A 24,484-nucleotide genomic window follows, 5' to 3' on the forward strand; every position below is an offset into this window, starting at 1 on the left:
TCTTTCCCTCTGTGGGAGCGGGTGTGGCGAGGGGATTTATCCCCGTTGGGTCGCGAAGCGGCCCCAAAACCTACAACCGCGGTGTGTCAGCTACACCGCACGCAATGTTTTGCGACTGCTGCGCAGCCGAACGGGGATAAATCCCCTCGCCACAAAGCCAGATCCCACAGGGACCACCGAATTCTTTTAGGACGACGCCATGAGCTTTATCACCGAAATCAAAACCTTCGCAGCCCTGGGCAGCGGTGTCATCGGCAGCGGTTGGGTGTCCCGCGCCCTCGCCCACGGCCTCGACGTTGTCGCCTGGGACCCGGCACCCGGTGCCGAAGCCGCCCTGCGCAAACGCGTCGCCAATGCCTGGGGTGCGCTGGAGAAACAAGGCCTGGCACCGGGCGCTTCACAGGATCGGTTGCGCTTTGTCGCAACCATTGAGGAATGCGTTCGCGACGCCGATTTCATTCAGGAAAGCGCACCGGAACGCCTCGATCTGAAACTGGAACTGCACAGCAAAATCAGCGCGGCAGCCAAGCCTAATGCCTTGATCGGTTCCAGCACTTCGGGCCTGTTGCCGAGCGAGTTCTACGAGAGCTCGACCCACCCGGAACGCTGCGTGGTCGGCCACCCGTTCAACCCGGTTTATCTGCTGCCCCTGGTGGAAGTGGTCGGGGGCAAAAACACCGCGCAGGAAGCCGTTCAAGCGGCGATGAAAGTGTATGAATCCCTGGGCATGCGTCCGCTGCATGTGCGCAAGGAAGTGCCGGGCTTTATCGCCGACCGCTTGCTCGAAGCACTATGGCGCGAGGCGCTGCACCTGGTGAACGACGGTGTGGCGACCACCGGCGAAATTGACGATGCCATCCGCTTTGGCGCGGGGCTGCGCTGGTCGTTCATGGGCACATTCCTGACCTACACCCTGGCGGGTGGCGATGCCGGCATGCGCCACTTCATGGCGCAGTTCGGCCCGGCGCTGCAATTGCCGTGGACGTACCTGCCGGCGCCGGAACTGACCGACAAGTTGATCGATGACGTAGTGGACGGGACCAGTGATCAACTGGGCAAACACAGCATTTCCGCGCTGGAGCGCTATCGTGATGATTGCCTGCTGGCAGTGCTGGAGGCGGTGAAGACCACCAAAGAGAAGCATGGGATGGCGTTCAGCGAGTAATTTGCCAACAGGGCCGACCCCATCGCGAGCAGGCTCGCTCCCACATTTGATTGCAGGTGTCTGATACAACTCGGTCACCTGTGGGAGCGAGCCTGCTCGCGATAGCGGTAGTCCAGTCACCACACATTCTGGATCCTTCATCATGCCCACCCTCACCACCTACCAAACCACAATCATCCCCGACTGGGTCGACTACAACGGCCACCTGCGCGATGCCTTCTACCTGCTGATTTTCAGCTACGCCACCGACGCGCTGATGGATCGGCTGGGCATGGACAGCAACAACCGCGAAGCCAGCGGCAACTCGTTGTTCACCCTCGAACTGCACCTCAACTACCTGCACGAAGTGAAGCTCGACGCCGATGTCGAAGTGCGCACCCAAATCATCGGCCACGACAGCAAACGCCTGCACCTCTATCACAGCCTGCATCTGGTCGGCGACGACAAGGAACTGGCGGGCAACGAACAAATGCTGCTGCACGTCGATCTCGCCGGGCCGCGCTCCGCACCGTTCAGCGAAGACACCCTGAGCAAGCTGCGAGCCATCGTCGCCGAGCAAACCGACCTTCCCTCCCCCGACTACATTGGCCGAGTGATCGCATTGCCCCCTAAAAAATAACAAGGAGATCGCCATTGAACACCGCCGCCGCTTTTGCCGACTTCCGTACCTACCCGTTGATCAGCGCGTTGTCCGCCGTGCAAACCCTGGCGGATCGAATTCAAGTGCAGTGGGCCGACGGTCGGGTCAGTCCCTTTCATCATCAATGGCTGCGGGACAACTGCCCTTGCCCGCTGTGCGTCTACACCGTGACCCGCGAGCAAGTACTGGAAATTGTCGACGTCGCAGAGGACCTGACACCGACAGAGGCAAACGTAGATGCCGAAGGTTGCCTTAGCGTTGAATGGCAGGACGGTCACCTCAGCCGCTTCGATCCAGGCTGGCTGCGGGCTCACGCTTATGACGATGAATCCCGCGCCGAACGCCGGGCCGGCAAACCCAAAGCCAGGCTCTGGCACAGCGATTTGCAGTTGCCGGTGTTCGACTACCAGGCGCTGATGCACGACAACGACGCCTTGCTGCACTGGCTGCTGGCGGTACGCGATATCGGCCTGACTCAAGTGCGCGGCGTGCCCACCGAACCCGGTTCGCTGAAGCTGATTGCCCAGCGGATTTCTTTCATTCGCGAGAGCAATTTCGGCGTGCTGTTCAACGTGCAATCCAAGGCCGATGCCGACAGCAACGCCTACACCGCTTTCAACCTGCCGCTACACAGCGACCTGCCGACCCGAGAGTTGCAACCGGGGCTGCAATTTCTGCATTGCCTGGTCAATGAAGCGGACGGTGGCGAGAGTATTTTTGTCGACGGCTTTGCCATTGCCCAAGCGTTGCGCGAGGAAGATCCCGAGTCGTTCAAATCCCTGTGTGAAATCCCCGTGGAGTTCCGCAACAAGGACCGCCATAGCGACTACCGCTGCCTGGCGCCGATCATCGCCCTGGATGCGTTGGGGCAGGTGTCGGAGATCCGCATGGCGAACTTTCTGCGTGGGCCTTTTGATGCATCTATCGAAGACATGCCCAAGCTGTACCGCGCTTATCGACGCTTTATTGCGATGACCCGTGAAGCACGGTTTAGGGTGATGGCGCGGCTCAATCCCGGCGAGCTGTGGTGCTTCGACAACCGCCGTACCCTCCACGCCCGCAACGCCTTCGACCCCGCCAGCGGCGCCCGGCATTTTCAAGGGTGCTATGTCGATCGGGATGAGTTGTTGTCGCGCATATTGGTGCTGCAACGCTAGACCGCGTCATCGTTCTTCGCGGGCAAGCCTCGCTCCTACAGGAATCACGCAAAACTCTGTAGGAGCGAGGCTTGCCCGCGAATGCGTCAGCCCAGACACCTAATGCCCTCCTGATTCACAGGCAAAAAAAACCCCGATAAAGCCGTGACAGGATCGGAGCTGAGGAGGGTACTGTTGAGGAGCCGTTGCGCGAGGGTGACCAAACCTTCGTGAAGCCAGCTGAATCCAGTGTGCCCACTCTCCCCTCTCGCAAGTTAGCCGAAAACGACCTGTTCATAGGTAATGCGGCCATTGCGACAAATCATCCTTGCCGCCACCCCTTGCCCCTATGAGAATCGAATCACGACACCGTTCCCTGAAGAAGGATTGCGTCATGATGTACGCCGATTTGATTGACCAGGAAGACCTGTTGGGCCAGCTCAAGGCATTGGGATTTGCCGTGCCCCCTGGCGCTAACGCCGAGCAGGCCTGCGAGTGCGCGGTACGAGGTTTGAACAACGAACGGGCAACGGAACTGCGGACTATGGTCAAGCAGATGTACACCAGCAGCGCGACCATCCTGCCCGCTGTGCGCCAAGCGATCGACAAGCAATTGCTACCTGCGTTGGCGGAGTATCAGCAAAGCCGTAGCGCCTAAGCGGACGCCTTCGCGGGCAAGCCTCGCTCCTACAGGGTTGGCGTCGTATCGAAACATCGCGATCGATAAAAAACCTGTAGGAGCGAGGCTTGCCCGCGAATGAAGGCGCCTCGGTCTAGAGCCTTACGCTAGCGAACGTCGACTCATTGCGCGCCTGACTCAGCGCCGACAACGGCCCGGACAGCGGCGAAAGCACCAGTGCCTGCGGAAGCGGCATCATCGCTACCTGTTGCGTGGTGTTGGAGCCTACGCGTTCGTCACGCGGTGGAATGCCGAAGTATTCGCGGTAGCACTTGGAGAAGTGCGGCGTGGACACGAAGCCGCAGACCGACGCCACTTCGATGATCGACATCGGCGTTTGCTTGAGCAACTGCCGGGCACGGATCAGGCGCAGTTTGAGGTAGTAGCGCGACGGCGAGCAGTGCAGGTATTTCTGGAACAGGCGCTCCAGCTGACGACGGGAAACAGCGACGTACACCGCCAGTTCGTCGAGGTCGATCGGCTCTTCCAGGTTGGCTTCCATCAGCGCGACGATTTCCTGCAACTTCGGCTGGTTGGTGCCAAGCATGTGCTTGAGCGGCACGCGCTGGTGATCCTGCTCGTTGCGGATGCGCTCGTAGACGAACATCTCCGAGATCGCGGCCGACAGTTCACGGCCATGATCGCGGCTGATCAGGTGCAGCATCATGTCCAGCGGCGCGGTGCCGCCGGAGCTGGTGAAACGGTTACGGTCGAGGGTGAACAAGCGTGTGCTCATGGCTACGCGGGGGAACGCTTCCTGCATCGAGGCCAGGCACTCCCAGTGCACGCTGCAATCAAAACCGTCCAGCAGGCCGGCGCAGGCCAGGGCCCAGCTGCCGGTGCAGACCGCGCCGAGACGGCGGGACTGACGCGCCTGGCTTTGCAGCCACGACACGTGTTCGCGGGTAACGGTGCGCTGGATACCGATGCCGCCGCAGACAATGATGGTGTCCAGGGCGGGTGCTTTGTGCATGGAGCAATCGGGGGTGATCTGCAGACCATCACTGGCCCAGACCTGACCGCCGTCGACGGTGAGCGTGGTCCAGCGATACAGCTCGCGGCCGGACAATTGGTTGGCCATGCGCAGGGGTTCTACTGCGGAGGCCAGAGAAATAAGCGTGAAATTGTCCAGCAGCAGAAAGCCGATGGATTGAGGCGCACGGTTCTGGGGTTGAGCCCCGGAGTTGAACGTCGTCATCGCGGTATCTCCTCACACAAAGCGGGTGATGGCCTCAGGCGGAGGCTCTTGTTATTGCCATCGTTCTCGCGTGGGAGACGGGCTTTGTAATGACAGAGCAATTGCCATGCCTAAAGTTGAATGGTCATTCAATAACTCCTGAAAACGACGTCGCGGCGTGTCTATATAAGCCGTGCCGCGAGTAGGGGTTATAAGTGCCATTTACTGAGGGAGGCGCTCTGCCCCGTTGGGCTTGAGCAAATCGGTAGCACTTGTGGGAACAGGGCTACGGCGACTTGTTGGAGAGTGTCACCGCAAGCACAGGTGACAGGCGGTAATGGCCAGGTTGGATCCCTGATCCGGGGGAAGTCGCTTATCTGTAAGCGACGCGCTAAAAGGTGGCGCGCTTGGGATTATGTGTTCACTTAGCGCGCAGTTTTGACTGGTCTGACGCCTTCGCGGGCAAGCCTCGCTCCTACAAGGGCGAGGCTGCAAATACTTCGTGATCGACTTCAATTCTGTAGGAGCGAGGCTTGCCCGCGAAGCAGGCACCTCGGTCTCAGCACTCGACGGCACTTACCGCTAACCCGCCCCGCGAGGTCTCTTTATATTTGTCATGCATGTCCGCGCCGGTATCACGCATGGTGCGGATCACCCGATCCAGCGAGATAAAGTGCTGACCATCCCCGCGCAGCGCCATCTGCGCCGCGTTGATGGCTTTCACCGCAGCAATCGCATTGCGCTCGATGCACGGCACTTGAACCAGCCCGCCCACCGGGTCACAGGTCAGGCCCAGGTTGTGTTCCAGGCCGATTTCCGCTGCGTTGCACAGCTGCTCCGGCGTGGCACCCAGGATCTCCGCCAAGCCAGCCGCCGCCATGGCGCAGGCCGAACCGACTTCGCCCTGGCAACCAACTTCGGCACCGGAAATCGAAGCGTTCTTCTTGCACAGAATCCCGACCGCTGCCGCACTGAGGAAGTAGTCGACCACGTTGGCGTCCGTCACCGCCTCGCTGAACTTCATAAAGTAGTGCAACACCGCCGGAATGATCCCCGCCGCTCCGTTGGTCGGTGCCGTGACCATGCGCCCACCGGCGGCGTTCTCTTCGTTGACCGCCAGGGCGAACAGATTGACCCATTCCATGGCGCTCAAGGTCGAGCCGATGACGTTGGGTTTGCCCAGCTCTTGCAGGCTGCGATGCAACTTGGCCGCACGACGGCGCACATTCAGTCCGCCGGGCAGGATGCCTTCGTGTTTCAGACCCTGATCGACGCAATCCTGCATGGCGCGCCAGAGCTTCATCAGGCCGCTGCGAATCTCTTCCTCGCTGCGCCAGACCTTCTCGTTAGCCATCATCAATTCGGCGACGCGCAGGTTGTGCTTCTGGCACAGGCTGAGCAGTTCGACAGCGCTGGAGAAATCGTATGGCAACACGGTGCGATCCAGATCGACCACGCCGCTGGAAGCCTGTGCTTCATCCACGACAAAACCACCGCCGATGGAATAGTAGGTGTCGCGATGCAGCTCGCCGTCATCGCCTTCGGCGACCAGGGTCATGGCGTTGGGGTGAAACGGCAGGTTTTCGTCGATCAGGCGCATGTCGCGGGCCCAGATAAACGGCACCGACAGGCGACCGTCGAGCAACAGCGTGTGGGTCTCGCGCAGGGTTTCGATGCGAATGCCGATTTGCGACGGATCGATCGCGTCCGGCCACTCGCCCATCAGGCCCATGATCACGGCGTTGTCGCTGCCGTGACCGATGCCGGTGGCCGATAGTGAGCCATAAAGCTGAACTTCAACGCGCCGCACTTGTTCCAAAAGGCCCTGCTCACGCAAACCCCGCACGAACAGCGCGGCGGCCCGCATAGGTCCCACGGTGTGCGAACTGGAAGGGCCGATGCCGATTTTGAACAGGTCGAAAACACTGATAGCCATTACTGCCGAACTCCTGGATGTGCCAACTCCAGACGCAAAAGCGCCCAGTGACGGAGCTGCTACGCTCAAGCTGCAATCCGCCGAGATGGCCGCATCATCAGGCTTTTGCCGTGTCGTTCGACGTCTCACACCGACGCACTCATGCCCACTAACGCCGCGAGCCGTCAGCGCTACGTTTTCACGGTTTTTTTACGGTTCAAAGGAGCAGAAAGGGCTGAAAATAGCTGTAAACGACCTCACCAACACTGGATGCGACCATCCCTGTACTGGTTACGACGCACCCTGTAGGCGTCAGATTTTCACTGGTACATGATCGTATCGACTCGATTGCAAGGCGCCTTGGTAGAGCTGTCTCCAAAACGCCATCCAACCGCAACCTATAAGTGCGGTGGTCCAGTCGGAACACTGCCAAAAAAAACACCAAGGAGTCCACCCATGAAAGGTTCCCCGTCGTTGTTGTTGGCCGCCATGCTGAGTCTGCCGTTACTGGCTCAAGCTGCAGAACCCGCTCAGTGCAGCACCGTAAACTTCTCCGATGTCGGCTGGACTGACATTACCGTCACCACCGCCACCACCAGCGTCGTTCTCGATGCCCTGGGCTACAAGACCAAAACCACGATGATTTCCGTTCCGGTGACCTACAAGTCCCTGGCCGACGGAAAGAACATGGACGTGTTCCTGGGGAACTGGATGCCGACCATGGAAAACGACATCAAGGCTTACCGTGATGCCGGCACCGTGGAGACCCTGCGGGCCAACCTGGAAAACGCAAAATACACACTCGCCGTGCCCGAAGAGTTGTATAACAAGGGTCTGAAAGATTTCGCCGACATCGCCAAATTCAAGAAAGAACTCGACGGCAAGATCTATGGCATCGAACCAGGCAACGACGGTAACCGCCTGATCCAGAGCATGATCGACAAGAACGCCTTCGGCCTGAAAGACGCCGGCTTCAAGGTGGTCGAGTCCAGCGAGGCAGGCATGCTCTCGCAAGTCGATCGCGCCCAGCGCCGCAACACCGCCGTGGTGTTCCTGGGCTGGGAACCGCACCCGATGAACACCCGTTTCAAGATGAAGTACCTGACTGGCGGCGACGACTTCTTCGGCCCGAACTTCGGTCAGGCGACCATCTTCACCAACACCCGCAAGGGCTACGCGCAGGAATGCAGCAACGTCGGTCAGTTGCTGAAAAACCTCGCGTTTACCCTCGACATGGAAAGCACACTGATGGGCAACGTCCTGGACGACAAAATGAAGCCTGACGCGGCCGCCAAGGCCTGGCTGAAAAAGAATCCACAGGTCCTCGATACCTGGCTCGCTGGCGTGACCACCATTGACGGTAAACCAGGCCTGGAGGCCGTGAAAGCCAAGCTCGCGCAGTAATCGCTTACGCCGGACGACTTCGGTCGTCCGGGCTGTTTATTTCCTTGCATGCGGACGTTCACTACCATGCTGATTGATCAGAAATTACCTCTAGGCCAGTACATAGCGGGCTTCGTTGAATGGTTGACGCAACACGGCGCCAACACCTTCGACGCCATCGCCGTGTCACTGGAAACGATGATCCACGGTGTGACTTTTGCGCTGACCTGGTTCAACCCGCTGGCATTGATCGGCCTCATCGCGCTACTGGCTCACTTCATTCAACGAAAGTGGGGGCTGACCGTTTTCGTCATTGCCTCCTTTCTGCTGATCCTCAATCTGGGGTACTGGCAGGAAACCATGGAAACCCTCGCCCAGGTGCTCTTCGCGACCCTGGTCTGCGTGGTCATCGGCGTACCGTTGGGTATCATCGCGGCGCACAAACCGATGTTCTACACACTGATGCGGCCGGTGCTCGATCTGATGCAGACCGTGCCGACGTTTGTGTACCTCATTCCTACCCTGACCCTCTTCGGGCTGGGTGTGGTCCCAGGTCTGATCTCGACGGTGGTGTTCGCGATTGCCGCGCCTATCCGCCTGACCTACCTGGGTATCCGCGATGTTCCCGCAGAACTGATGGACGCCGGCAAAGCCTTCGGCTGCTCGCGCCGCCAGTTACTCGCACGCATCGAACTGCCTTACGCCATGCCAAGCATCGCGGCCGGTATCACCCAGTGCATCATGCTGTCGTTGTCGATGGTGGTGATTGCGGCTCTGGTGGGCGCCGACGGCTTGGGCAAACCTGTGGTCAACGCACTGAACACCGCCGATATAGCCCTGGGTTTCGAAGCCGGGTTGGCTATCGTGCTGCTGGCGATCATGCTCGACCGTATCTGCAAACAACCCGACGCTAAAGTAGGGGGTGACGCATGAGCATTATTCGCTTCGAAGACGTCGACGTAATCTTCTCCAAAGATCCACGTGAGGCGCTCAAGCTCCTCGACCAAGGCATGACCCGCGACCAGATTCTGAAAAAAACCGGGCAGATCGTCGGCGTTGAAAAAGCCAGCCTGGACGTGGAAAAAGGCGAAATCTGCGTGCTGATGGGTCTGTCCGGCTCCGGCAAATCCAGCCTGCTGCGCTGCATCAACGGCCTCAACACCGTGAGCCGTGGCAAGTTGTTCGTCGAGCACGAAGGCAAGCAGATCGATATCGCTTCCTGCACCCCTGCAGAACTGAAAATGATGCGCACCAAGCGCATCGCGATGGTGTTCCAGAAGTTCGCCCTGATGCCGTGGCTGACGGTGCGCGAGAACATCAGTTTCGGTCTGGAAATGCAGGGTCGCCCGGAGAAAGAACGGCGCAAACTGGTGGACGACAAGCTTGAGCTGGTAGGCCTGACCCAGTGGCGCAACAAGAAGCCTGACGAACTCTCCGGCGGTATGCAGCAACGCGTGGGCCTGGCCCGTGCGCTGGCGATGGATGCCGACATTCTGCTGATGGACGAACCGTTCTCGGCGCTCGACCCGCTGATCCGCCAAGGCCTGCAGGACGAATTGCTGGAACTGCAAAGCAAGCTGAGCAAAACCATTGTGTTCGTGAGCCACGACCTCGATGAAGCCCTGAAGCTGGGCAGCCGTATCGCAATCATGAAAGACGGCCGGATCATCCAGTACAGCGTGCCGGAAGAGATCGTGCTCAACCCGGCGGACGACTACGTGCGGACCTTCGTCGCGCACACCAATCCGCTGAACGTGCTGTGCGGTCGCAGCCTGATGCGCACCCTGGACAACTGCAAACGCATCAACGGTTCGGTGTGCCTCGATCCGGGCGGCGATTCGTGGCTGGACCTGGCCGAAGGCAACACCATCAAAGGCGCCCGCCAGAACGGTGCAAGCCTGGACCTGCAGAACTGGATTCCAGGGCAGGCGGTCGAAGGCCTGGGTCGTCGGCCAACGCTGGTGGACTCGAACATCGGCATGCGCGATGCGCTGCAGATTCGTTATCAGACCGGCAACAAGCTGGTGCTGCACGACAACAACAAGGTGGTCGGGATTCTGGGCGACAGCGAGCTGTATCACGCACTGCTCGGCAAGAACCTGGGCTAAGGCAGCAGGCACAAAAACGCCGCGAGAGGATCGCGGCGTTTTTGTTTATGGGATATCGGGTGATGCAGTATTGAAGTTGAAAACCCCATCGCCAGCAGGCTGGCTCCCACATTGGAATGCATTCTCTTGTGGGAGCCAGCCTGCTGGCGATGAAGCCGACGCGGTGCTTCAGACAGAAACACAGCGCCCTATCGAAACTCAGCTATAGACCCGGCCAAGGAGCTGCCGATGGCTTTCAAACTGATCGAGCACGTCACGGGTGATCTGATCCTGAGTGAAGCCCATCAAGTCGTAATCCTGGCTGCCGTTGTGCAGGTAAACCTCGGCGCGGTAATAGCGTGCACGCGGTTCGTCAGCGCTTTCAGCCGAGACCGTGTCGCTCGCCGCCGCCAGATAGCCATCCAGGCTCACTTCGTAGACAAAAGGGTTGCCCTCTTCCATCTCGATGCGCACGCCCATGCAACGCTTGGACTTGCCCAGCAACGTTTGCACGTCCAGACCCTGGGCACGCAATTGCACGGCCGCATCTTCCAGCGCCGGGCTGACTTGCTTGTCCATGAAACGCTGAACGATCGACTGATTCGGCTGCAAATCCAGCTGCGTCAAACGCTCGCTGAAGCCACGACGGCCACGCGCCGCCAACTCGGCTTGTTCCTGTTCGATCTGCACGTCCTGGCGCATCGCCTTGTGCAAGCCGAACATGAAGAACACCAGCACCACCGAGAACGGCAGACCGGCCAGCACCACCATGGTTTGCATGGCTTCGAAGTTACCGGCGAACAGCAGGCCGACGGTCACCAGCGTGATCACCGCCGACCAGAAGATCCGCAGCCAGTTCGGGGCGTCTTCGTCGACGTTGCCGCCCTTGCACGAAAGGTTGGCCATCATCACCGCACCGGAATCCGCCGGGGTCAGGAACAGCACGAAACCGACGAAGATCGACACACCGATCACAATCTTCGATGCCGGGTAATGCTCAAGCAATTGGTAGATCGCCATCGACGGCTGTTCGAGCGCCGTCTTCCCGAGCTCCACCGCCCCATGGTTCATCACCAGGTCCAGGGCCGAGTTACCGAAGATCGACAACCACGCCAGAGTGAAACCCAGCGGAATCAGCAGCACACCGGCCACCAGTTCACGCACCGTGCGACCACGGGAAATACGCGCAATGAACATGCCCACGAATGGCGCCCAGGAAATCCACCAGGCCCAGTAGAACAGGGTCCACAGGCCCATCCAGCGTTCGGTCTTCTCGGTGCTGCCTTCGTACACATAAAGGTCGAAGGTTTTCAGCACGATGCCGTTCAGGTAGTCACCGATGTTCTGCACGAAGCCGTTAAGCAAGTGCAAAGTCGGGCCGAACAGCAGCACGAAAATCAGCAGCCCGCTGAACAGCACGATGTTCAGGTTGGACAGACGACGAATACCGTTTTCCACGCCGGACACGGCAGCGATGGTCGCCACGGTGCTCATCACGATGATTACGATCAGCAGGTTGGTGTTGTTGTGTTCCATGCCGAACAGGTTTTCCAGCCCGGACGACACTTGCAGCGAACCAATCCCCAGGTTCGTCACCAGCCCCAGCAGGGTCACGAACATGCCGAAGCCGTCCACCGCATGACCTGCCGCACCTTTGACCCAACGCTCGCCGACCAGCGGATACAGCGCCGAACGCAACGCCAGTGGCTGGTTATGACGGTAGGCAAAGTAAGCCACGGCCAGGCCGACCAAGGCGTAAATCGCCCAGCCATGCAGGCCCCAATGCAGGAATGTCAGTTGCACAGCCTGACGCGCGGCCATGTTGCTGGCGGCCACGCCTTCCGGCGGATTGAAGTAGTGGTCCAGCGGCTCGGACGCGCCGAAGTACAGCAACGAGATGCCGATACCCGACGAGAACAGCATCCCCGCCCAAGCGCCGTAGCTGAAGTCCGGGGTGTCGTCCTTGCTGCCCAGCTTGAGCTTGCCGTAGGACGAAAACGCCAGGCCCACGACAAATACCAGGTAGGCGGCAATCACCACCATGTAGTACCAGCCGAAGCTGCGGGACAACCAGGCTTGGGCGATGCCGAGCAATCTGCCAGCCTCTTGCGGGGCGATGATCAGAATGGCGGTCAACAACAGAATCAACGCGGTAGAGGTGTAGAACACCCAACCGTTGACCGTCACCTTCTCGGGTGGGGTCTTTATAAGAGAGGCAGAACTCATGGCACAGATGCTCCAGGCAGTGCGAGAGAAGAACACAAGGCAACGCGATACCCGACTAATCGGTTAGTTGGCAGCCGACCGACGGGTGATATAAAGACACCCCGAAAAAAGCCCGAAGCCCTGGAGCGCCAGTGCGCGTGGGTTTCGAGCGATTTCGGATGTCGTTTTTCCGCCAACTACGCGTAGGAAAAACCTGTAGGCAGCGACGATTTGTCGCAGATCTTATTCTTTGTTGATTGAACGTTCAATCAAAACAAAATAGACTGGCCTTCAATCCGATGGACGTTTGACGACCACCGGAAGGCCTAAGGAGATGTGCAAGATGCCCAAGGTCGGTATGCAACCCATCCGCCGCCAGCAGTTGATCGAAGCCACATTGCAGGCGGTTGATCAGGTCGGAATGGGGGACGCCAGCATTGCGCTGATCGCCCGTTTGGCCGGTGTCTCGAATGGCATCATCAGTCACTATTTTCAGGACAAGAACGGCCTGATCGCTGCCACGGCGCAGTACCTGATGAGTGTCCTCAGCGAGAACGTCACCGCGCGCCGTCAGGCGCTGGAGGACAGCAGCCCGCGGGCGCACCTCCAGGTGATCATCGAAGGCAACTTCGACGCCAGCCAGGTCAATGGCCCGGCAATGAAAACCTGGCTGGCCTTCTGGGCCACCAGCATGCACCACCCGTCTTTGCACAGGTTGCAGCGGATCAACGATCACCGCCTGTATTCCAACCTGTGCTGCCAGTTCCGCCGTGTATTGCCGCTCGATGACGCGCGCAGTGCCGCCCGGGGCCTGGCAGCCCTCATTGACGGTTTGTGGTTGCGCGGCGCGCTGTCGGGAGATGCTTTCGACACTGAGCAGGCGCACCGGATCGCTTACGAATACATGGATTTCCAATTGGCCAAGCAGGTGAGTTAGAGCACACATAAAACGCTCAGCCCCTGAACTGCTGCTGATCGGTGTTGCCACAACCATATGGCATCACTCCAGTGGCCTACGCCAACCACTTATGCACTTGCGAGGACACTATGGCCCGTTTCGAACTGCAAAAACTTTACATCGATGGCGGTTACTCCGACGCCAGCAGCGACGCCACTTTCGAAGCCATCAACCCGGCTAACGGTGAAGTCCTCGCAAAAGTACAACGTGCGACCAAGGAAGACGTCGAGCGCGCAGTGGTCAGCGCCGAAAAGGGCCAGAAAATCTGGGCCGCGATGACTGCCATGGAGCGTTCGCGCATCCTGCGCCGTGCCGTCGACATCCTGCGCGAGCGCAACGATGAGCTGGCCGCGCTGGAAACCCTGGACACCGGCAAGTCGTTCTCCGAAACCAAGTACGTCGACATCGTCACCGGTGCTGACGTGCTGGAATACTACGCAGGCCTGGTGCCTGCCATCGAAGGCGAGCAGATCCCGCTGCGTACCACGTCGTTCGTCTACACCCGTCGCGAGCCGCTGGGCGTCGTCGCCGGTATCGGCGCGTGGAACTACCCGATCCAGATCGCCTTGTGGAAATCCGCACCTGCCCTTGCGGCCGGTAACGCGATGATCTTCAAGCCAAGCGAAGTCACTTCCCTGACCACGCTGAAACTGGCCGAGATCTACACCGAAGCAGGCTTGCCAGCCGGCGTGTTCAACGTCCTGACCGGCAGTGGCCGTGAAGTCGGCACCTGGCTGACCGAGCACCCACGCATCGAAAAAATCTCCTTCACCGGCGGCACCGACACCGGCAAGAAGGTCATGGCCAGCGCTTCCGCTTCGTCGCTCAAAGACGTGACCATGGAACTGGGCGGCAAATCCCCGCTGATCATCTTCGACGACGCCGACCTCGATCGCGCCGCCGACACCGCGATGATGGCCAACTTCTACAGCTCCGGTCAGGTCTGCACCAACGGCACTCGCGTGTTCGTACCGACTCACCTGAAAGCTGCTTTCGAAGCCAAAATCGCTGAGCGCGTTGCACGCATCCGCATCGGCAACCCGGAAGACGAAAACACCAACTTCGGCCCGCTGGTCAGCTTCGCCCACATGGAAAGTGTGCTCGGCTACATCGCCAAAGGTAAGGAAGAAGGAGCTCGCGTGCTGTGCGGCGGCAACCGTCTGACCGAGGGCGAGTTCGCCAAAGGCGCGTTCGTGGCACCGACCGTGTTCACCGACTGCACCGACGAGATGACCATCGTTCGCGAAGAAATCTTCGGCCCGGTCATGGCGATCCTGACCTACGAAACCGAAGAAGAAGTGATCCGTCGTGCCAACGACACCGACTTCGGCCTGGCCGCTGGCGTCGTCACCAAAGACCTGAACCGCGCTCACCGCGTGATTCATCAACTGGAAGCCGGTATCTGCTGGATCAACGCCTGGGGCGAGTCCGACGCGAAGATGCCGGTCGGTGGCTACAAGCAGTCGGGCGTGGGCCGTGAGAACGGCATCAGCTCGCTGAACAACTTCACACGCATCAAATCGGTACAGGTCGAACTGGGCGATTACGCCTCGGTTTTCTAAGCAGGCATCTGCTTCGCCTGCCAGGCCGTCTTCGCGGGCAAGCCTCGCTCCTACGGGATCGGGGTTTGCCGCAGGTTTTCTGCACGACGCAAAACCTGTAGGAGCGAGGCTTGCCCGCGAATCGAGTGCGCAGCACTCGCCATGGCCGTGACCTGACCAACTTCAAAGAGGGTGCATTCAATGTCCCAAGAATTCGATTACATCATCATCGGTGCCGGCTCGGCCGGTAACACCCTGGCGACCCGTCTGACTGAAGACGAAGGCGTCACCGTCCTGCTGCTCGAAGCCGGCGGCCCGGACTACCGTTTAGACTTCCGCACGCAAATGCCGGCCGCTTTGGCGTTCCCGCTGCAAGGTCGTCGCTACAACTGGGGCTACGAAACCGATCCAGAGCCACACATGGACGGTCGCCGGATGGAATGCGGTCGCGGCAAGGGCCTGGGTGGTTCTTCGCTGATCAACGGCATGTGCTACATCCGCGGCAACGCGATGGACTACGACAACTGGGCCAAACTGCCAGGCCTGGAAGACTGGGACTACTTGAACTGCCTGCCGTATTTCCGCAAGGCTGAAACCCGCGACATCGGCCCGAACGACTACCACGGTGGCGACGGTCCGGTCAGCGTGACCACGCCGAAAGCCGGCAACAACCCGCTGTTCCACGCGATGGTTGAAGCAGGCGTGCAAGCCGGCTATCCGCGCACCGAAGACTTGAACGGTTACCAGCAAGAAGGCTTCGGCCCGATGGACCGCACCGTGACGCCGAACGGCCGTCGCGCCAGCACCGCTCGCGGTTACCTGGACATCGCCAAGAAGCGCTCGACCCTGACCATCGTCACCCACGCCCTGACCGACAAGATCCTGTTTGAAGGCAAGCGTGCGGTTGGCGTGCGTTACCTGATCGGCGCCGCTGAAGAGCGCGTTGAAGCCCGCGCCCGCAAGGAAGTGCTGCTGTGCTCCGGCGCCATCGCGTCGCCGCAGATCCTGCAACGCTCCGGCGTCGGCCCGGCCGAACTGCTGAACAAGCTCGACATCCCGGTGGTCCATGACCTGCCAGGTGTCGGCGAAAACCTGCAGGATCACCTCGAGTTGTACCTGCAATACGCCTGCACCCAACCGGTCTCGCTGTACCCGTCGCTGCTCTGGTACAACCAGCCGGCCATCGGTGCCGAGTGGCTGTTCAACGGCACCGGCATCGGCGCCAGCAACCAGTTCGAAGCCGGCGGTTTCATCCGTACCCGCGAAGAGTTCGATTGGCCGAACATCCAGTACCACTTCCTGCCAGTTGCCATTAACTACAACGGCAGCAACGGTGTGAAAGAGCACGGTTTCCAGGCGCACATGGGTTCCATGCGTTCGCCAAGCCGCGGTCGCATCCAGGCCAAGTCCAAGGATCCGCGCGAGTACCCGAGCATCCTGTTCAACTACATGGCCACCGAGCAGGACTGGCAGGAATTTCGCGATGGCATCCGCCTGACCCGTGAAATCATGCAACAGCCTGCACTGGACGCGTTCCGTGGCCGCGAAATCAGCCCGGGCATCGACGTGCAAACCGATGAGCAGCTCGACAAGTTCATCCGCGAACACGCCGAAACTGCATTCCACCCATCCTGCTCGTGCAAGATGGGCACCGACGAAATGGCCGTGGTTGACGCTGAAGGTCGTGTGCACGGCATGCAGAGCCTGCGTGTGGTCGATGCCTCGATCATGCCGATCATCACCACCGGCAACCTGAACGCGCCGACGATCATGATCGCCGAGAAAATCGCCGACAAGATCCGTGGTCGCCAGCCATTGCCGCGCAGCAAGGCTGATTACTTCGTGGCCGGCGATGCGCCGGTGCGTGGTAAGCCGCTGCGGGAAGTGAGCGCTACTGCTCAGTAAGACCGTTACACCGCGGTGCTGCCTTCGCGAGCAAGCCCGCTCCCACATTGGATCTCGGGTGTGCACGAATTTTGTGTTCACTGAAGATCCAGTGTGGGAGCGGGCTTGCTCGCGAAGAGGCCCTACCAAACAACACATCCCCATCTGACACACCTTGGTAATCCCTTCCTACATCGCTCCGCCCTTGATCCTACCCCCCGCGCAGGCCTAATCTAGCGCCACGCAAACGTTTCACCCCCCTCGCAACATCGATACACCGCCACTCCAGACCAAGGAGGTTCCCGAATGTTCGATTTCCACCCCCAGCTCAAGCAGCGCTTCGCTGCCTTGCGCACGGGCGCTGAATTCTTTTCGCTGCGTTATGTGCGCGAGTCCGGCCAGTACCTATCGGTGCGCAAGAACGTCGCTGAACCTCCCAGCCTGAGCCGTGACGAAGGCGCGATGCTGACCGTGCGCGTCAACGGCGTCGAAGCCTACGCCGCGACCAACGACCTGTCGCAACAAGGTCTGCAAGCCGCACTGGAGAAGGCCGAGCAACAAGCCCGCCGACTCAAGCCCCACGCCCTGCTCGACCTGCGTGAGCAAACCGTCTCCAGCGACCGCGCCGACTACTTTTCGCCGAACCTGGACCAGCCATTCCCGTCCCTGAGCGATTGCTACCAACTGCTCGGCGCCGAATCCGCCGCCGTGCCCAAGGATGAGCGACTGGTGAACTGGGAAGTGAGCATCGGCATCACTAATGTCGAACAGATCTACCTCAGCAACGCTGGCGCCGAACTGCGCCAGGCCCAGCGGTTCGTCTACCCGAGCCTGGAAGTCACCGCCTACGACGGCAACGACAGCCAGACCCGAACCCTGGGCCGCGAGAACTTCGGTCAACAGGGTGGTTTTGATGTGATCAGCCGCTGCGGCCTGGTCGGCGCCGGTCCGAAAATCGCCGATCAGGCGCTGCAATTGCTGCTGGCGCCGAACACCCCGAAAGGCCCGCGTGATCTGCTGTTGATGCCGGACCAGATGATGCTGCAGATCCACGAGTCCATCGGGCACCCGCTGGAACTGGACCGCATCCTCGGTGACGAGCGCAATTACGCCGGTACCAGTTTCGTCAAGGCAGAAGACTTCGGCCGCCTGCAATACGGCTCCAAACTGCTCAACGTGACCTTCGATCCGGACATCCCCGAGCAACTCGCCAGCTATGGCCATGACGACGACGGTACTGCCGCGAGCAAACAATTCCTGATTAAAGAAGGCTTGCTGCTGCGCCCATTGGGCGGCGCGCTGTCGCAGTTTCGCGCGGGCATGGATGGCGTGGCCAACAGCCGCGCCTGCAGCTGGAACCGCCCGCCAATCGATCGCATGGCCAACCTGAACATCGAGGCCGGCGATCAACCGCTGGAGCAGATGATCGGCAACATCGAGCACGGCATCTTGATGAGCACCAACCGGTCCTGGTCCATCGACGATGCCCGCAACAAATTCCAGTTCGGCTGTGAATGGGGCCAACTGATCGAAAACGGCGAACTCAAAGGCGTGGTCAAGAACCCGAACTACCGGGCGATTTCCGCGCAGTTCTGGAAAAGCCTCAGCGCCGTTGGCGATGCCAACTCCGTCAAGGTCCTGGGCACGCCAAACTGCGGCAAGGGCGAACCGAACCAGGTGATCCGCGTCGGCCATGCCTCGCCGGCCTGTGTGTTCAGCAACGTTGATGTGTTTGGGGGGGATGCCTGATGAGTACTTCAAAAAGTCAGGCCGATGCGTTCAAGGCCTTGGTCAATTGGCTGCGCGATGCCATTCGCGAGCCGGAACAATTCACCCTCAGCTACGCCGCCGAATCCTCGGCCTTCGTGCGCTTCAACCACGCCAAGGTTCGTCAGGCTGGTCAGGTACAGCAGGGGAGTGTCGGTTTCAAACTGATCAACGAGGGTCGGCATGCCGACCTGAACATTACGCTTTCCGGTGATGCGGAAGTCGACGTTCAGCGTCTGGCCGAAGGTCTGCAACAGTTGCGCGAAACCTTGCCGCTGCTTCCGCAGGATCCCTACCTGCTGCTCAATCACAACGGTTGGCAGAGCAAGAATGTTCAAGATCACCCGCTGCCGGACACCGAGCAAGTGGTCGCTGAAATCACTCAGGCGGCCGAGGGGCTGGATCTGGTCGGCTTCTACGCCGCCGGCCCGATCAGCCGTGGTTTCGCCAGTTCTTTGGGTGCGTTCGGTTGGCACCAGGCCAACAGCTTCAACTTCGACTTCAGTCTGGTCCATGAAAACGGCCAGGCGGTGAAAGCCAGTTACGCCGGGCACGACTGGAACAGCGAAGGGTTTGCCAAGCGCTTTGCACAGGCACGCGAGCAGTTGGCGTTTCTCGGCAGACCGCAACACACCCTGGCGCCCGGTCAATACCGCGCCTATCTGGCGCCGGCAGCCTTGGGAGAAATCATGGACATGCTGGGCTGGGGCGGTTTCTCGGCGCAGTCGATTGCGAGCAAAAACAGCCCGCTGCAGAAACTTTACGCGGGCGACAGTGCGTTCAGCCCGTTGGTGTCGGTGGATGAAAAGGTCAGCGGTTCGTTGAGCCCGGCGTTTTCCGGCGAAGGTTATCCGCGCAGCGATCTTGGGTTGATCGTCGCAGGCAAGGCGGGCGCGCAGATGGTCAGTTCACGCAGTGCGGCCGAGTACGGCCTGACCGCCAATGGCGCCAGCGGCGGCGAAATGCCGAGTGCAGTGAACATGGCCGGCGGTACGCTGCCTGATGCAGAGATTCTCAAGCAACTGGGCACTGGCTTGTACATCAGCAACCTCTGGTACCTGAACTACTCGGACCAACCGGCGGCACGCCTGACCGGCATGACGCGGTTTGCGACCTTCTGGGTCGAGAACGGCGAGATTCAGGCGCCGGTGAGCACCATGCGCTTTGATGACAGCGCCTACAGTTTGCTGGGATCGCAGCTGGAAGCGTTGACCGAGGAGCGTGAGCTGATGTTGTCGGCCAGCACCTACAGCCAGCGGGCCACGGCCTCGGCGTTGTTGCCCGGCGCGCTGATCAGACGACTGACGCTGACCCTGTAAACACATAGCCCTGTGGCGAGGGAGCTTGCTCCCGCTGGGTCGCGAAGCGGCCCCAAACCGGTACATGCGGTTTACCCGTTAAACCGCATTCTCAGGATTACGACTGCTTCGCAGCCGAGCGGGAGCAAGCTCCCTCGCCACAGAGGTCAGTGCCAGCCTTGACCTTGCATTAATTTCAACCCACAAGAGGTCCCATGCCTAACCGCCCGCCTCTCGACGCTGTCACCGCCCGCTGGGTGCCTTGGGTCGTCGCCATCGCGTTCTTCATGCAATCCCTCGACGGGACCATCCTCAACACCGCCCTGCCCGCCATGGCCCGGGACCTGGCCGAGGATCCGCTGCGCATGCAGGGCGTGATCATTGCCTATATGCTCACCGTCGCCTTGCTGATCCCCGCCTCCGGCTGGATCGCCGACCGTTTCGGCACCAAGAAAATCTTCTTCGGTGCCATCTTGCTGTTCAGCCTCGGCTCATTGCTCTGCGCCTTGTCCAGCACCCTGAGCATGTTGATCGGCGCCCGGGTGATTCAGGGCCTGGGCGGGGCATTGATGTTGCCGGTCGGGCGACTCGTGGTACTCAGGGCGTACCCACGCTCGGAGTTGGTGCGGATTATGGGTTTCATCACCATTCCCGGCCTGCTCGGTCCGTTGATCGGGCCGACCATGGGCGGCTGGATGGTGGAATACCTGACCTGGCACTGGATCTTCCTGATCAACCTGCCGGTCGGCGCTGTCGGTTGCTACGCCGTGTGGAAATTCATCCCCGACCTGCGCGGCACTGAACGCACCCGCTTCGACAGCCTGGGCTTTTTGCTGTTTGGTGCGGCGATGGTGCTGATCACCGTCGCCATGGAAGGTCTCGGCGAATTGCACCTGCCGCACTTGCGCGTGATGTTGCTGCTGTTCGGCGGCATGGCCTGTCTAGCGGCGTACTGGTTGCGGGCCGGGCACATCGAAAATCCGCTGTTCGCGCCGTCGCTGTTCAAGACCCGGACGTTTGCCGTGGGCATCCTCGGTAACCTCTTCGCTCGACTGGGCAGTGGTGCCCTGCCGTTTCTCGTGCCGTTGCTGTTGCAAGTGGCGCTTGGATATTCGCCATCCCAGGCCGGGATGAGCATGTTGCCGCTGGCCGCTGCGGCGATGGTCGCCAAGTCGGTGGCGCGACCGCTGATTGAACGCCTGGGCTATCGCATCGTGCTCACCGGCAACACCTTGGCGCTGGGGCTGATGCTGGCGAGCATGGGGCTGGTCAGCGAACAAACGCCGTACTGGTTGCTGCTGGTGATGCTATCGATTCTGGGGGCGATCAACTCCTTGCAGTTCACCGCCATGAACACCGTGACCCTGATCGACCTCGACGACGCCAGCGCCAGCAGCGGCAACAGCCTGCTGTCGGTGGTCGCGCAATTGTCCCTGAGCCTGGGCGTTGCCTGCGCCGGCGCCTTGCTCGGCGGGTTCACCGCAGAAGTCGGCAATGATGGCGTGGACACGGTTTTGGGCGCGTTCCAGCTGACCTTTGTGACCGTCGGAATCATGGCAATGCTGGCCGCGACGATCTTCTCCCAGCTCTCAAAGGAAGACGGACGGCGCGTCAAACGTCCGGAAGAGCACATAGAGCCTTAGGGCGAATGGCCACGGGACTGATACACTGCGCGACATTTTGTTTTGCAGGCCAGTCCCGTGACCACCATCGCCACCGCTTTTAATACTTTGCCGCTGTCCGCCGCCATGCTGGCTAACCTCGACTCCCTCGGTTATGCCCAGATGACGCCGATCCAGGCGCAAAGCTTGCCGGTGATCCTCAAGGGAATGGACCTGATCGCCCAGGCCAAGACCGGCAGCGGCAAGACCGCTGCCTTCGGTGTCGGCCTGCTGAACCCGATCAATCCGCGCTTCTTCGGTTGCCAGGCGCTGGTCATTTGCCCGACTCGCGAGTTGGCCGACCAGGTCGCCAAGGAAATCCGTCGTCTGGCCCGTGCCGAAGACAACATCAAGGTCCTGACCCTGTGCGGCGGCGTGGCTTTCGGCCCGCAGATCGGCTCTTTGGAGCATGGCGCGCACATCATCGTCGGCACCCCGGGTCGTATTCAGCAGCACCTGCGCAAGGGTTCGCTGATTCTCCATGGCCTGAATACCCTGATCCTTGACGAAGCCGACCGCATGCTCGACATGGGTTTCTACGATTCCATCGAAGAAATCATCGCCCAGAGCCCTGAACGCCGTCAGACCCTGCTGTTCTCCGCCACCTACCCGACGGGCATCAAGCAATTGGCGGCGAAATTCATGCGTAACCCGCAGATCGTGAAGGCTGAAGCGTTCCACGACGACACGCAGATCGAGCAGCGCTTCTACGAGATTTCCCCGGAAGAACGCATGGACGCAGTGGTCAAAGTCCTTGCGCATCACCGTCCGGCGTCCTGCGTCGCCTTCTGCTTCACCAAGCAGCAAGTTCAGGAAACCGTTGATCACCTGACCGCCAAAGGCATCTCCGCCGTCGGCCTGCACGGCGATCTGGAACAGCGTGACCGCGACCAGGTGCTGGCGATGTTCGCCAACCGCAGTACTTCGGTTCTGGTCGCCACCGACGTTGCCGCTCGCGGCCTGGACATCGACGCGCTGGACATGGTGATCAACGTCGAACTGGCCCGTGATTCGGAAATCCACATTCACCGTGTCGGCCGTACCGGTCGTGCTGGCGAGAAAGGCATCGCGATCAGCCTCGTCGCGCCGTCCGAAGCCCACCGCGCCCAGGCCATCGAGCTACTGCAGAAGTCGCCGTTGAGCTGGGATCAGTTGGACAACCTCAAATCCCAGGGCGGCGCACCGCTGCTGCCGGTGATGAGCACGCTGGTCATCGGCGCGGGCCGTAAAGACAAAGTGCGTCCGGGCGACATTCTGGGTGCGTTGACGGGCGATGCCGGTATTCCGGGCGCTCAGGTCGGCAAGATCGCGATTTTCGACTTCCAGGCGTATGTGGCTGTTGAACGCGGGATCGCCAAGCAAGCCTTGCAGCGCCTGAACGACGGCAAGATCAAAGGCCGTTCGCTGCGCGTTCGCATCCTCTAAGAACGCCGCGGCCCCTTGTAGGAGCGAGGCTTGCCCGCGAAGAACGAACACTCGGTGTGTCTGATTCACCGCGTTATCGTTCTTCGCGGGCAAGCCTCGCTCCTACAGGGATCGGGGTAAATCCTGAGATTTGAGTGAGGACACCGTTTTGCGCTCTACCGAAGTCGTGATCATTGGCGCTGGCGCCGCAGGGTTGATGTGTGCGCTGACCGCCGCCGGGCGTGGGCGCAAGGTGATGTTGCTCGACCATGCGAACAAGGCCGGCAAGAAAATCCTGATGTCGGGTGGTGGCCGCTGCAATTTCACCAACATGTACACCGAACCGGGCAATTTCCTCTCGCAGAACGAACACTTCTGCAAATCCGCACTGGCGCGCTACACCCAGTGGGATTTCATCGGCATGGTCGCCAAGCACGGCGTGCCATACCACGAGAAGAAACTCGGCCAGCTGTTCTGCGATAACAAATCCAGCGACATCCTTGAGATGCTGCTCACCGAATGCGATCAGGTCGGCGTCAGCCTGCACCTGGACACCTCGATCCAGACCATCGAGAAGCTCGAGAGCGGTTACTTGCTGGACACCACGCTCGGCCAACTGACCTGTGAATCCCTGGTGATCGCCACGGGCGGTCTGTCGATCCCGACCCTGGGCGCCACCGGCTTCGGTTATCAAGTGGCCAGGCAGTTCGGTCACGACCTGCTGCCGACCCGCGCCGGCCTCGTGCCGTTCACCATTACCGATCAGCTCAAGGAACTGTGCACCGAGCTGTCCGGCACCTCGGTGGATTGCCTGGTGAGCTGCAACGAGCAGAGTTTTCGCGAGAACATCCTGTTCACCCACCGCGGCCTCAGTGGTCCGGCGATTTTGCAGATTTCCTCGTTCTGGGAATCCGGCGACACGGTCGAGATCAACCTGATGCCGGACCACGACGTGCCAAGCTGGCTGCAACAGCAGCAAGCCGAACGCCCGAACAGCGAGTTGAAAACCCTGCTCGGTGAAATCTTCACCAAGAAGATGGCCAACCTGCTGGCGGACAATTGGTTCGTCTCCAAACCGATGAAGCAATACACCCATGCGGAAATCGCCGACATCGCCGAAAAACTGGCGAGCTGGAAAGTGGTTCCTGCCGGCACTGAAGGCTATCGCACTGCGGAAGTGACCTTGGGCGGTGTCGACACTCATGAAGTGTCGTCCAAGACCATGGAGTCGCTGAAAAGCCCTGGCCTGTATTTCATCGGTGAAGTGCTTGATGTGACCGGCCACCTGGGCGGCTTCAACTTCCAATGGGCCTGGGCCTCCGGATACGCTGCCGCGCAATACGTCTGATCGACCGCGTTATCGTTCTTCGCGGGCAAGCCTCGCTCCTACAGGTTATGCGTCGTATATAAAATTACGGCAAACCTCGATCCTGTAGGAACGAGGCTTGCCCGCGAAGGCGTCCGAACAGACAACAGAGAACAGAGAACAGAGAACAGAGAACAGAGAACAATCAAGGAACAGATTTTGCTGTCAGATGTGATCGGCGCCATTGCGTCGGCGTCATTACTGGCTCAATTTAGCGG

General features: G+C 60.2%; 18 protein-coding genes. 15 read left to right on the top strand and 3 right to left on the bottom strand.

Annotation, left to right across the window (positions count from 1 at the left end; genetic code table 11):
- Positions 1-199: 199 nt before the first annotated feature.
- The 4 genes from ACA068_RS27225 to ACA068_RS27240 all read left to right on the top strand — a co-directional run bounded on the left by ACA068_RS27225 (position 200) and on the right by ACA068_RS27240 (position 3,599).
- On the top strand, positions 200-1,165 hold the full coding sequence (locus ACA068_RS27225; RefSeq protein ID WP_497306027.1) for an L-carnitine dehydrogenase: 966 nt from the start codon (positions 200-202) through the stop codon (positions 1,163-1,165).
- 142 nt (positions 1,166-1,307) lie between these two features.
- Positions 1,308-1,784 (top strand): thioesterase family protein, encoded by a 477-nt coding sequence (locus ACA068_RS27230; RefSeq protein WP_497306029.1) that lies wholly within the window; start codon positions 1,308-1,310, stop codon positions 1,782-1,784.
- 14 nt (positions 1,785-1,798) lie between these two features.
- On the top strand, positions 1,799-2,962 hold the full coding sequence (locus ACA068_RS27235) for a gamma-butyrobetaine dioxygenase (RefSeq protein ID WP_497306031.1): 1,164 nt from the start codon (positions 1,799-1,801) through the stop codon (positions 2,960-2,962).
- Positions 2,963-3,335: 373 nt separating this feature from the next.
- Positions 3,336-3,599: a hypothetical protein gene (locus ACA068_RS27240; RefSeq protein WP_109635469.1), complete on the top strand. Its 264-nt coding sequence runs from the start codon at positions 3,336-3,338 to the stop codon at positions 3,597-3,599.
- Positions 3,600-3,714: 115 nt separating this feature from the next.
- Here ACA068_RS27240 and gbdR read toward each other — a convergent pair whose 3' ends face one another.
- A complete protein-coding gene (gene gbdR / locus ACA068_RS27245) occupies positions 3,715-4,818 on the bottom strand; it encodes a choline metabolism transcriptional regulator GbdR (RefSeq protein ID WP_201198415.1) in 1,104 nt (367 codons plus the stop codon).
- Between the two features lie 538 nt (positions 4,819-5,356).
- A complete protein-coding gene (locus ACA068_RS27250) occupies positions 5,357-6,733 on the bottom strand; it encodes an L-serine ammonia-lyase (protein WP_497306033.1) in 1,377 nt (458 codons plus the stop codon).
- A gap of 435 nt (positions 6,734-7,168) precedes the next feature.
- On the opposite strand from ACA068_RS27250, the gene ACA068_RS27255 reads away from it, so the two are divergent.
- The 3 genes from ACA068_RS27255 (at position 7,169) to choV (ending at position 10,203) form a co-directional block, all read left to right on the top strand.
- Positions 7,169-8,116, top strand: coding sequence for a choline ABC transporter substrate-binding protein (locus tag ACA068_RS27255; protein WP_497306035.1), 948 nt, complete (start codon positions 7,169-7,171; stop codon positions 8,114-8,116).
- A 66-nt stretch (positions 8,117-8,182) separates the two neighbouring features.
- Entirely contained in the window at positions 8,183-9,028 is an 846-nt protein-coding gene (gene choW / locus ACA068_RS27260) for a choline ABC transporter permease subunit (RefSeq protein WP_497306036.1), read from the top strand.
- Positions 9,025-10,203 (top strand): choline ABC transporter ATP-binding protein, encoded by a 1,179-nt coding sequence (choV, locus tag ACA068_RS27265; protein WP_010466986.1) that lies wholly within the window; start codon positions 9,025-9,027, stop codon positions 10,201-10,203. Before choW ends, choV begins: the two co-directional genes overlap by 4 nt.
- 198 nt (positions 10,204-10,401) lie before the next feature.
- On the opposite strand, the gene ACA068_RS27270 is transcribed toward choV, so the two are convergent.
- Positions 10,402-12,351, bottom strand: a complete 1,950-nt coding sequence (locus tag ACA068_RS27270; protein WP_497310673.1) for a BCCT family transporter — start codon at positions 12,349-12,351, stop codon at positions 10,402-10,404.
- Between the two features lie 379 nt (positions 12,352-12,730).
- Between ACA068_RS27270 and betI the strand changes: the two genes are divergently transcribed.
- The 8 genes from betI (at position 12,731) to ACA068_RS27310 (ending at position 24,248) form a co-directional block, all read left to right on the top strand.
- Positions 12,731-13,324, top strand: coding sequence for a transcriptional regulator BetI (betI, locus tag ACA068_RS27275; RefSeq protein ID WP_010466984.1), 594 nt, complete (start codon positions 12,731-12,733; stop codon positions 13,322-13,324).
- Between the two features lie 110 nt (positions 13,325-13,434).
- The gene (gene betB / locus ACA068_RS27280) at positions 13,435-14,907 is read left to right on the top strand and encodes a betaine-aldehyde dehydrogenase (RefSeq protein ID WP_497306038.1); all 1,473 of its coding nucleotides are present in this window, start codon (positions 13,435-13,437) and stop codon (positions 14,905-14,907) included.
- Positions 14,908-15,087: 180 nt separating this feature from the next.
- The gene (betA, locus tag ACA068_RS27285) at positions 15,088-16,791 is read left to right on the top strand and encodes a choline dehydrogenase (RefSeq protein WP_497306040.1); all 1,704 of its coding nucleotides are present in this window, start codon (positions 15,088-15,090) and stop codon (positions 16,789-16,791) included.
- A 285-nt stretch (positions 16,792-17,076) separates the two neighbouring features.
- Complete coding sequence (locus ACA068_RS27290; protein WP_497306041.1) at positions 17,077-18,519, top strand: TldD/PmbA family protein; 1,443 nt, start codon at positions 17,077-17,079, stop codon at positions 18,517-18,519.
- Positions 18,519-19,856 carry a TldD/PmbA family protein gene (locus ACA068_RS27295; protein ID WP_497306042.1) on the top strand — a complete coding sequence of 446 codons (1,338 nt, stop codon included), beginning with the start codon at positions 18,519-18,521 and terminating at the stop codon, positions 19,854-19,856. Before ACA068_RS27290 ends, ACA068_RS27295 begins: the two co-directional genes overlap by 1 nt.
- 194 nt (positions 19,857-20,050) lie before the next feature.
- Positions 20,051-21,478: a multidrug transporter subunit MdtD gene (gene mdtD / locus ACA068_RS27300; RefSeq protein ID WP_497306044.1), complete on the top strand. Its 1,428-nt coding sequence runs from the start codon at positions 20,051-20,053 to the stop codon at positions 21,476-21,478.
- A 105-nt stretch (positions 21,479-21,583) separates the two neighbouring features.
- The gene (dbpA, locus tag ACA068_RS27305) at positions 21,584-22,921 is read left to right on the top strand and encodes an ATP-dependent RNA helicase DbpA (protein WP_497310674.1); all 1,338 of its coding nucleotides are present in this window, start codon (positions 21,584-21,586) and stop codon (positions 22,919-22,921) included.
- Positions 22,922-23,069: 148 nt separating this feature from the next.
- The gene (locus tag ACA068_RS27310) at positions 23,070-24,248 is read left to right on the top strand and encodes a BaiN/RdsA family NAD(P)/FAD-dependent oxidoreductase (protein ID WP_497306045.1); all 1,179 of its coding nucleotides are present in this window, start codon (positions 23,070-23,072) and stop codon (positions 24,246-24,248) included.
- Positions 24,249-24,484: the final 236 nt, after the last annotated feature.

The sequence above is a fragment of the Pseudomonas sp. LBUM1660 genome (assembly GCF_059695935.1).

Excerpts from the sequence above, each read along its gene's own strand:
- choV (WP_010466986.1), top strand. The coding sequence starts at position 9,025 with ATGAGCATTATTCGCTTCGAAGACGTCGACGTAATCTTCTCCAAAGAT.
- betB (WP_497306038.1), top strand. The coding sequence starts at position 13,435 with ATGGCCCGTTTCGAACTGCAAAAACTTTACATCGATGGCGGTTACTCC.
- betA (WP_497306040.1), top strand. The coding sequence starts at position 15,088 with ATGTCCCAAGAATTCGATTACATCATCATCGGTGCCGGCTCGGCCGGT.
- ACA068_RS27240 (WP_109635469.1), top strand. The coding sequence starts at position 3,336 with ATGATGTACGCCGATTTGATTGACCAGGAAGACCTGTTGGGCCAGCTC.
- ACA068_RS27250 (WP_497306033.1), bottom strand. The coding sequence starts at position 6,733 with ATGGCTATCAGTGTTTTCGACCTGTTCAAAATCGGCATCGGCCCTTCC.
- mdtD (WP_497306044.1), top strand. The coding sequence starts at position 20,051 with ATGCCTAACCGCCCGCCTCTCGACGCTGTCACCGCCCGCTGGGTGCCT.
- dbpA (WP_497310674.1), top strand. The coding sequence starts at position 21,584 with ATGCTGGCTAACCTCGACTCCCTCGGTTATGCCCAGATGACGCCGATC.
- ACA068_RS27255 (WP_497306035.1), top strand. The coding sequence starts at position 7,169 with ATGAAAGGTTCCCCGTCGTTGTTGTTGGCCGCCATGCTGAGTCTGCCG.
- betI (WP_010466984.1), top strand. The coding sequence starts at position 12,731 with ATGCCCAAGGTCGGTATGCAACCCATCCGCCGCCAGCAGTTGATCGAA.
- choW (WP_497306036.1), top strand. The coding sequence starts at position 8,183 with ATGCTGATTGATCAGAAATTACCTCTAGGCCAGTACATAGCGGGCTTC.
- ACA068_RS27225 (WP_497306027.1), top strand. The coding sequence starts at position 200 with ATGAGCTTTATCACCGAAATCAAAACCTTCGCAGCCCTGGGCAGCGGT.
- ACA068_RS27295 (WP_497306042.1), top strand. The coding sequence starts at position 18,519 with ATGAGTACTTCAAAAAGTCAGGCCGATGCGTTCAAGGCCTTGGTCAAT.
- ACA068_RS27230 (WP_497306029.1), top strand. The coding sequence starts at position 1,308 with ATGCCCACCCTCACCACCTACCAAACCACAATCATCCCCGACTGGGTC.
- ACA068_RS27290 (WP_497306041.1), top strand. The coding sequence starts at position 17,077 with ATGTTCGATTTCCACCCCCAGCTCAAGCAGCGCTTCGCTGCCTTGCGC.
- gbdR (WP_201198415.1), bottom strand. The coding sequence starts at position 4,818 with ATGACGACGTTCAACTCCGGGGCTCAACCCCAGAACCGTGCGCCTCAA.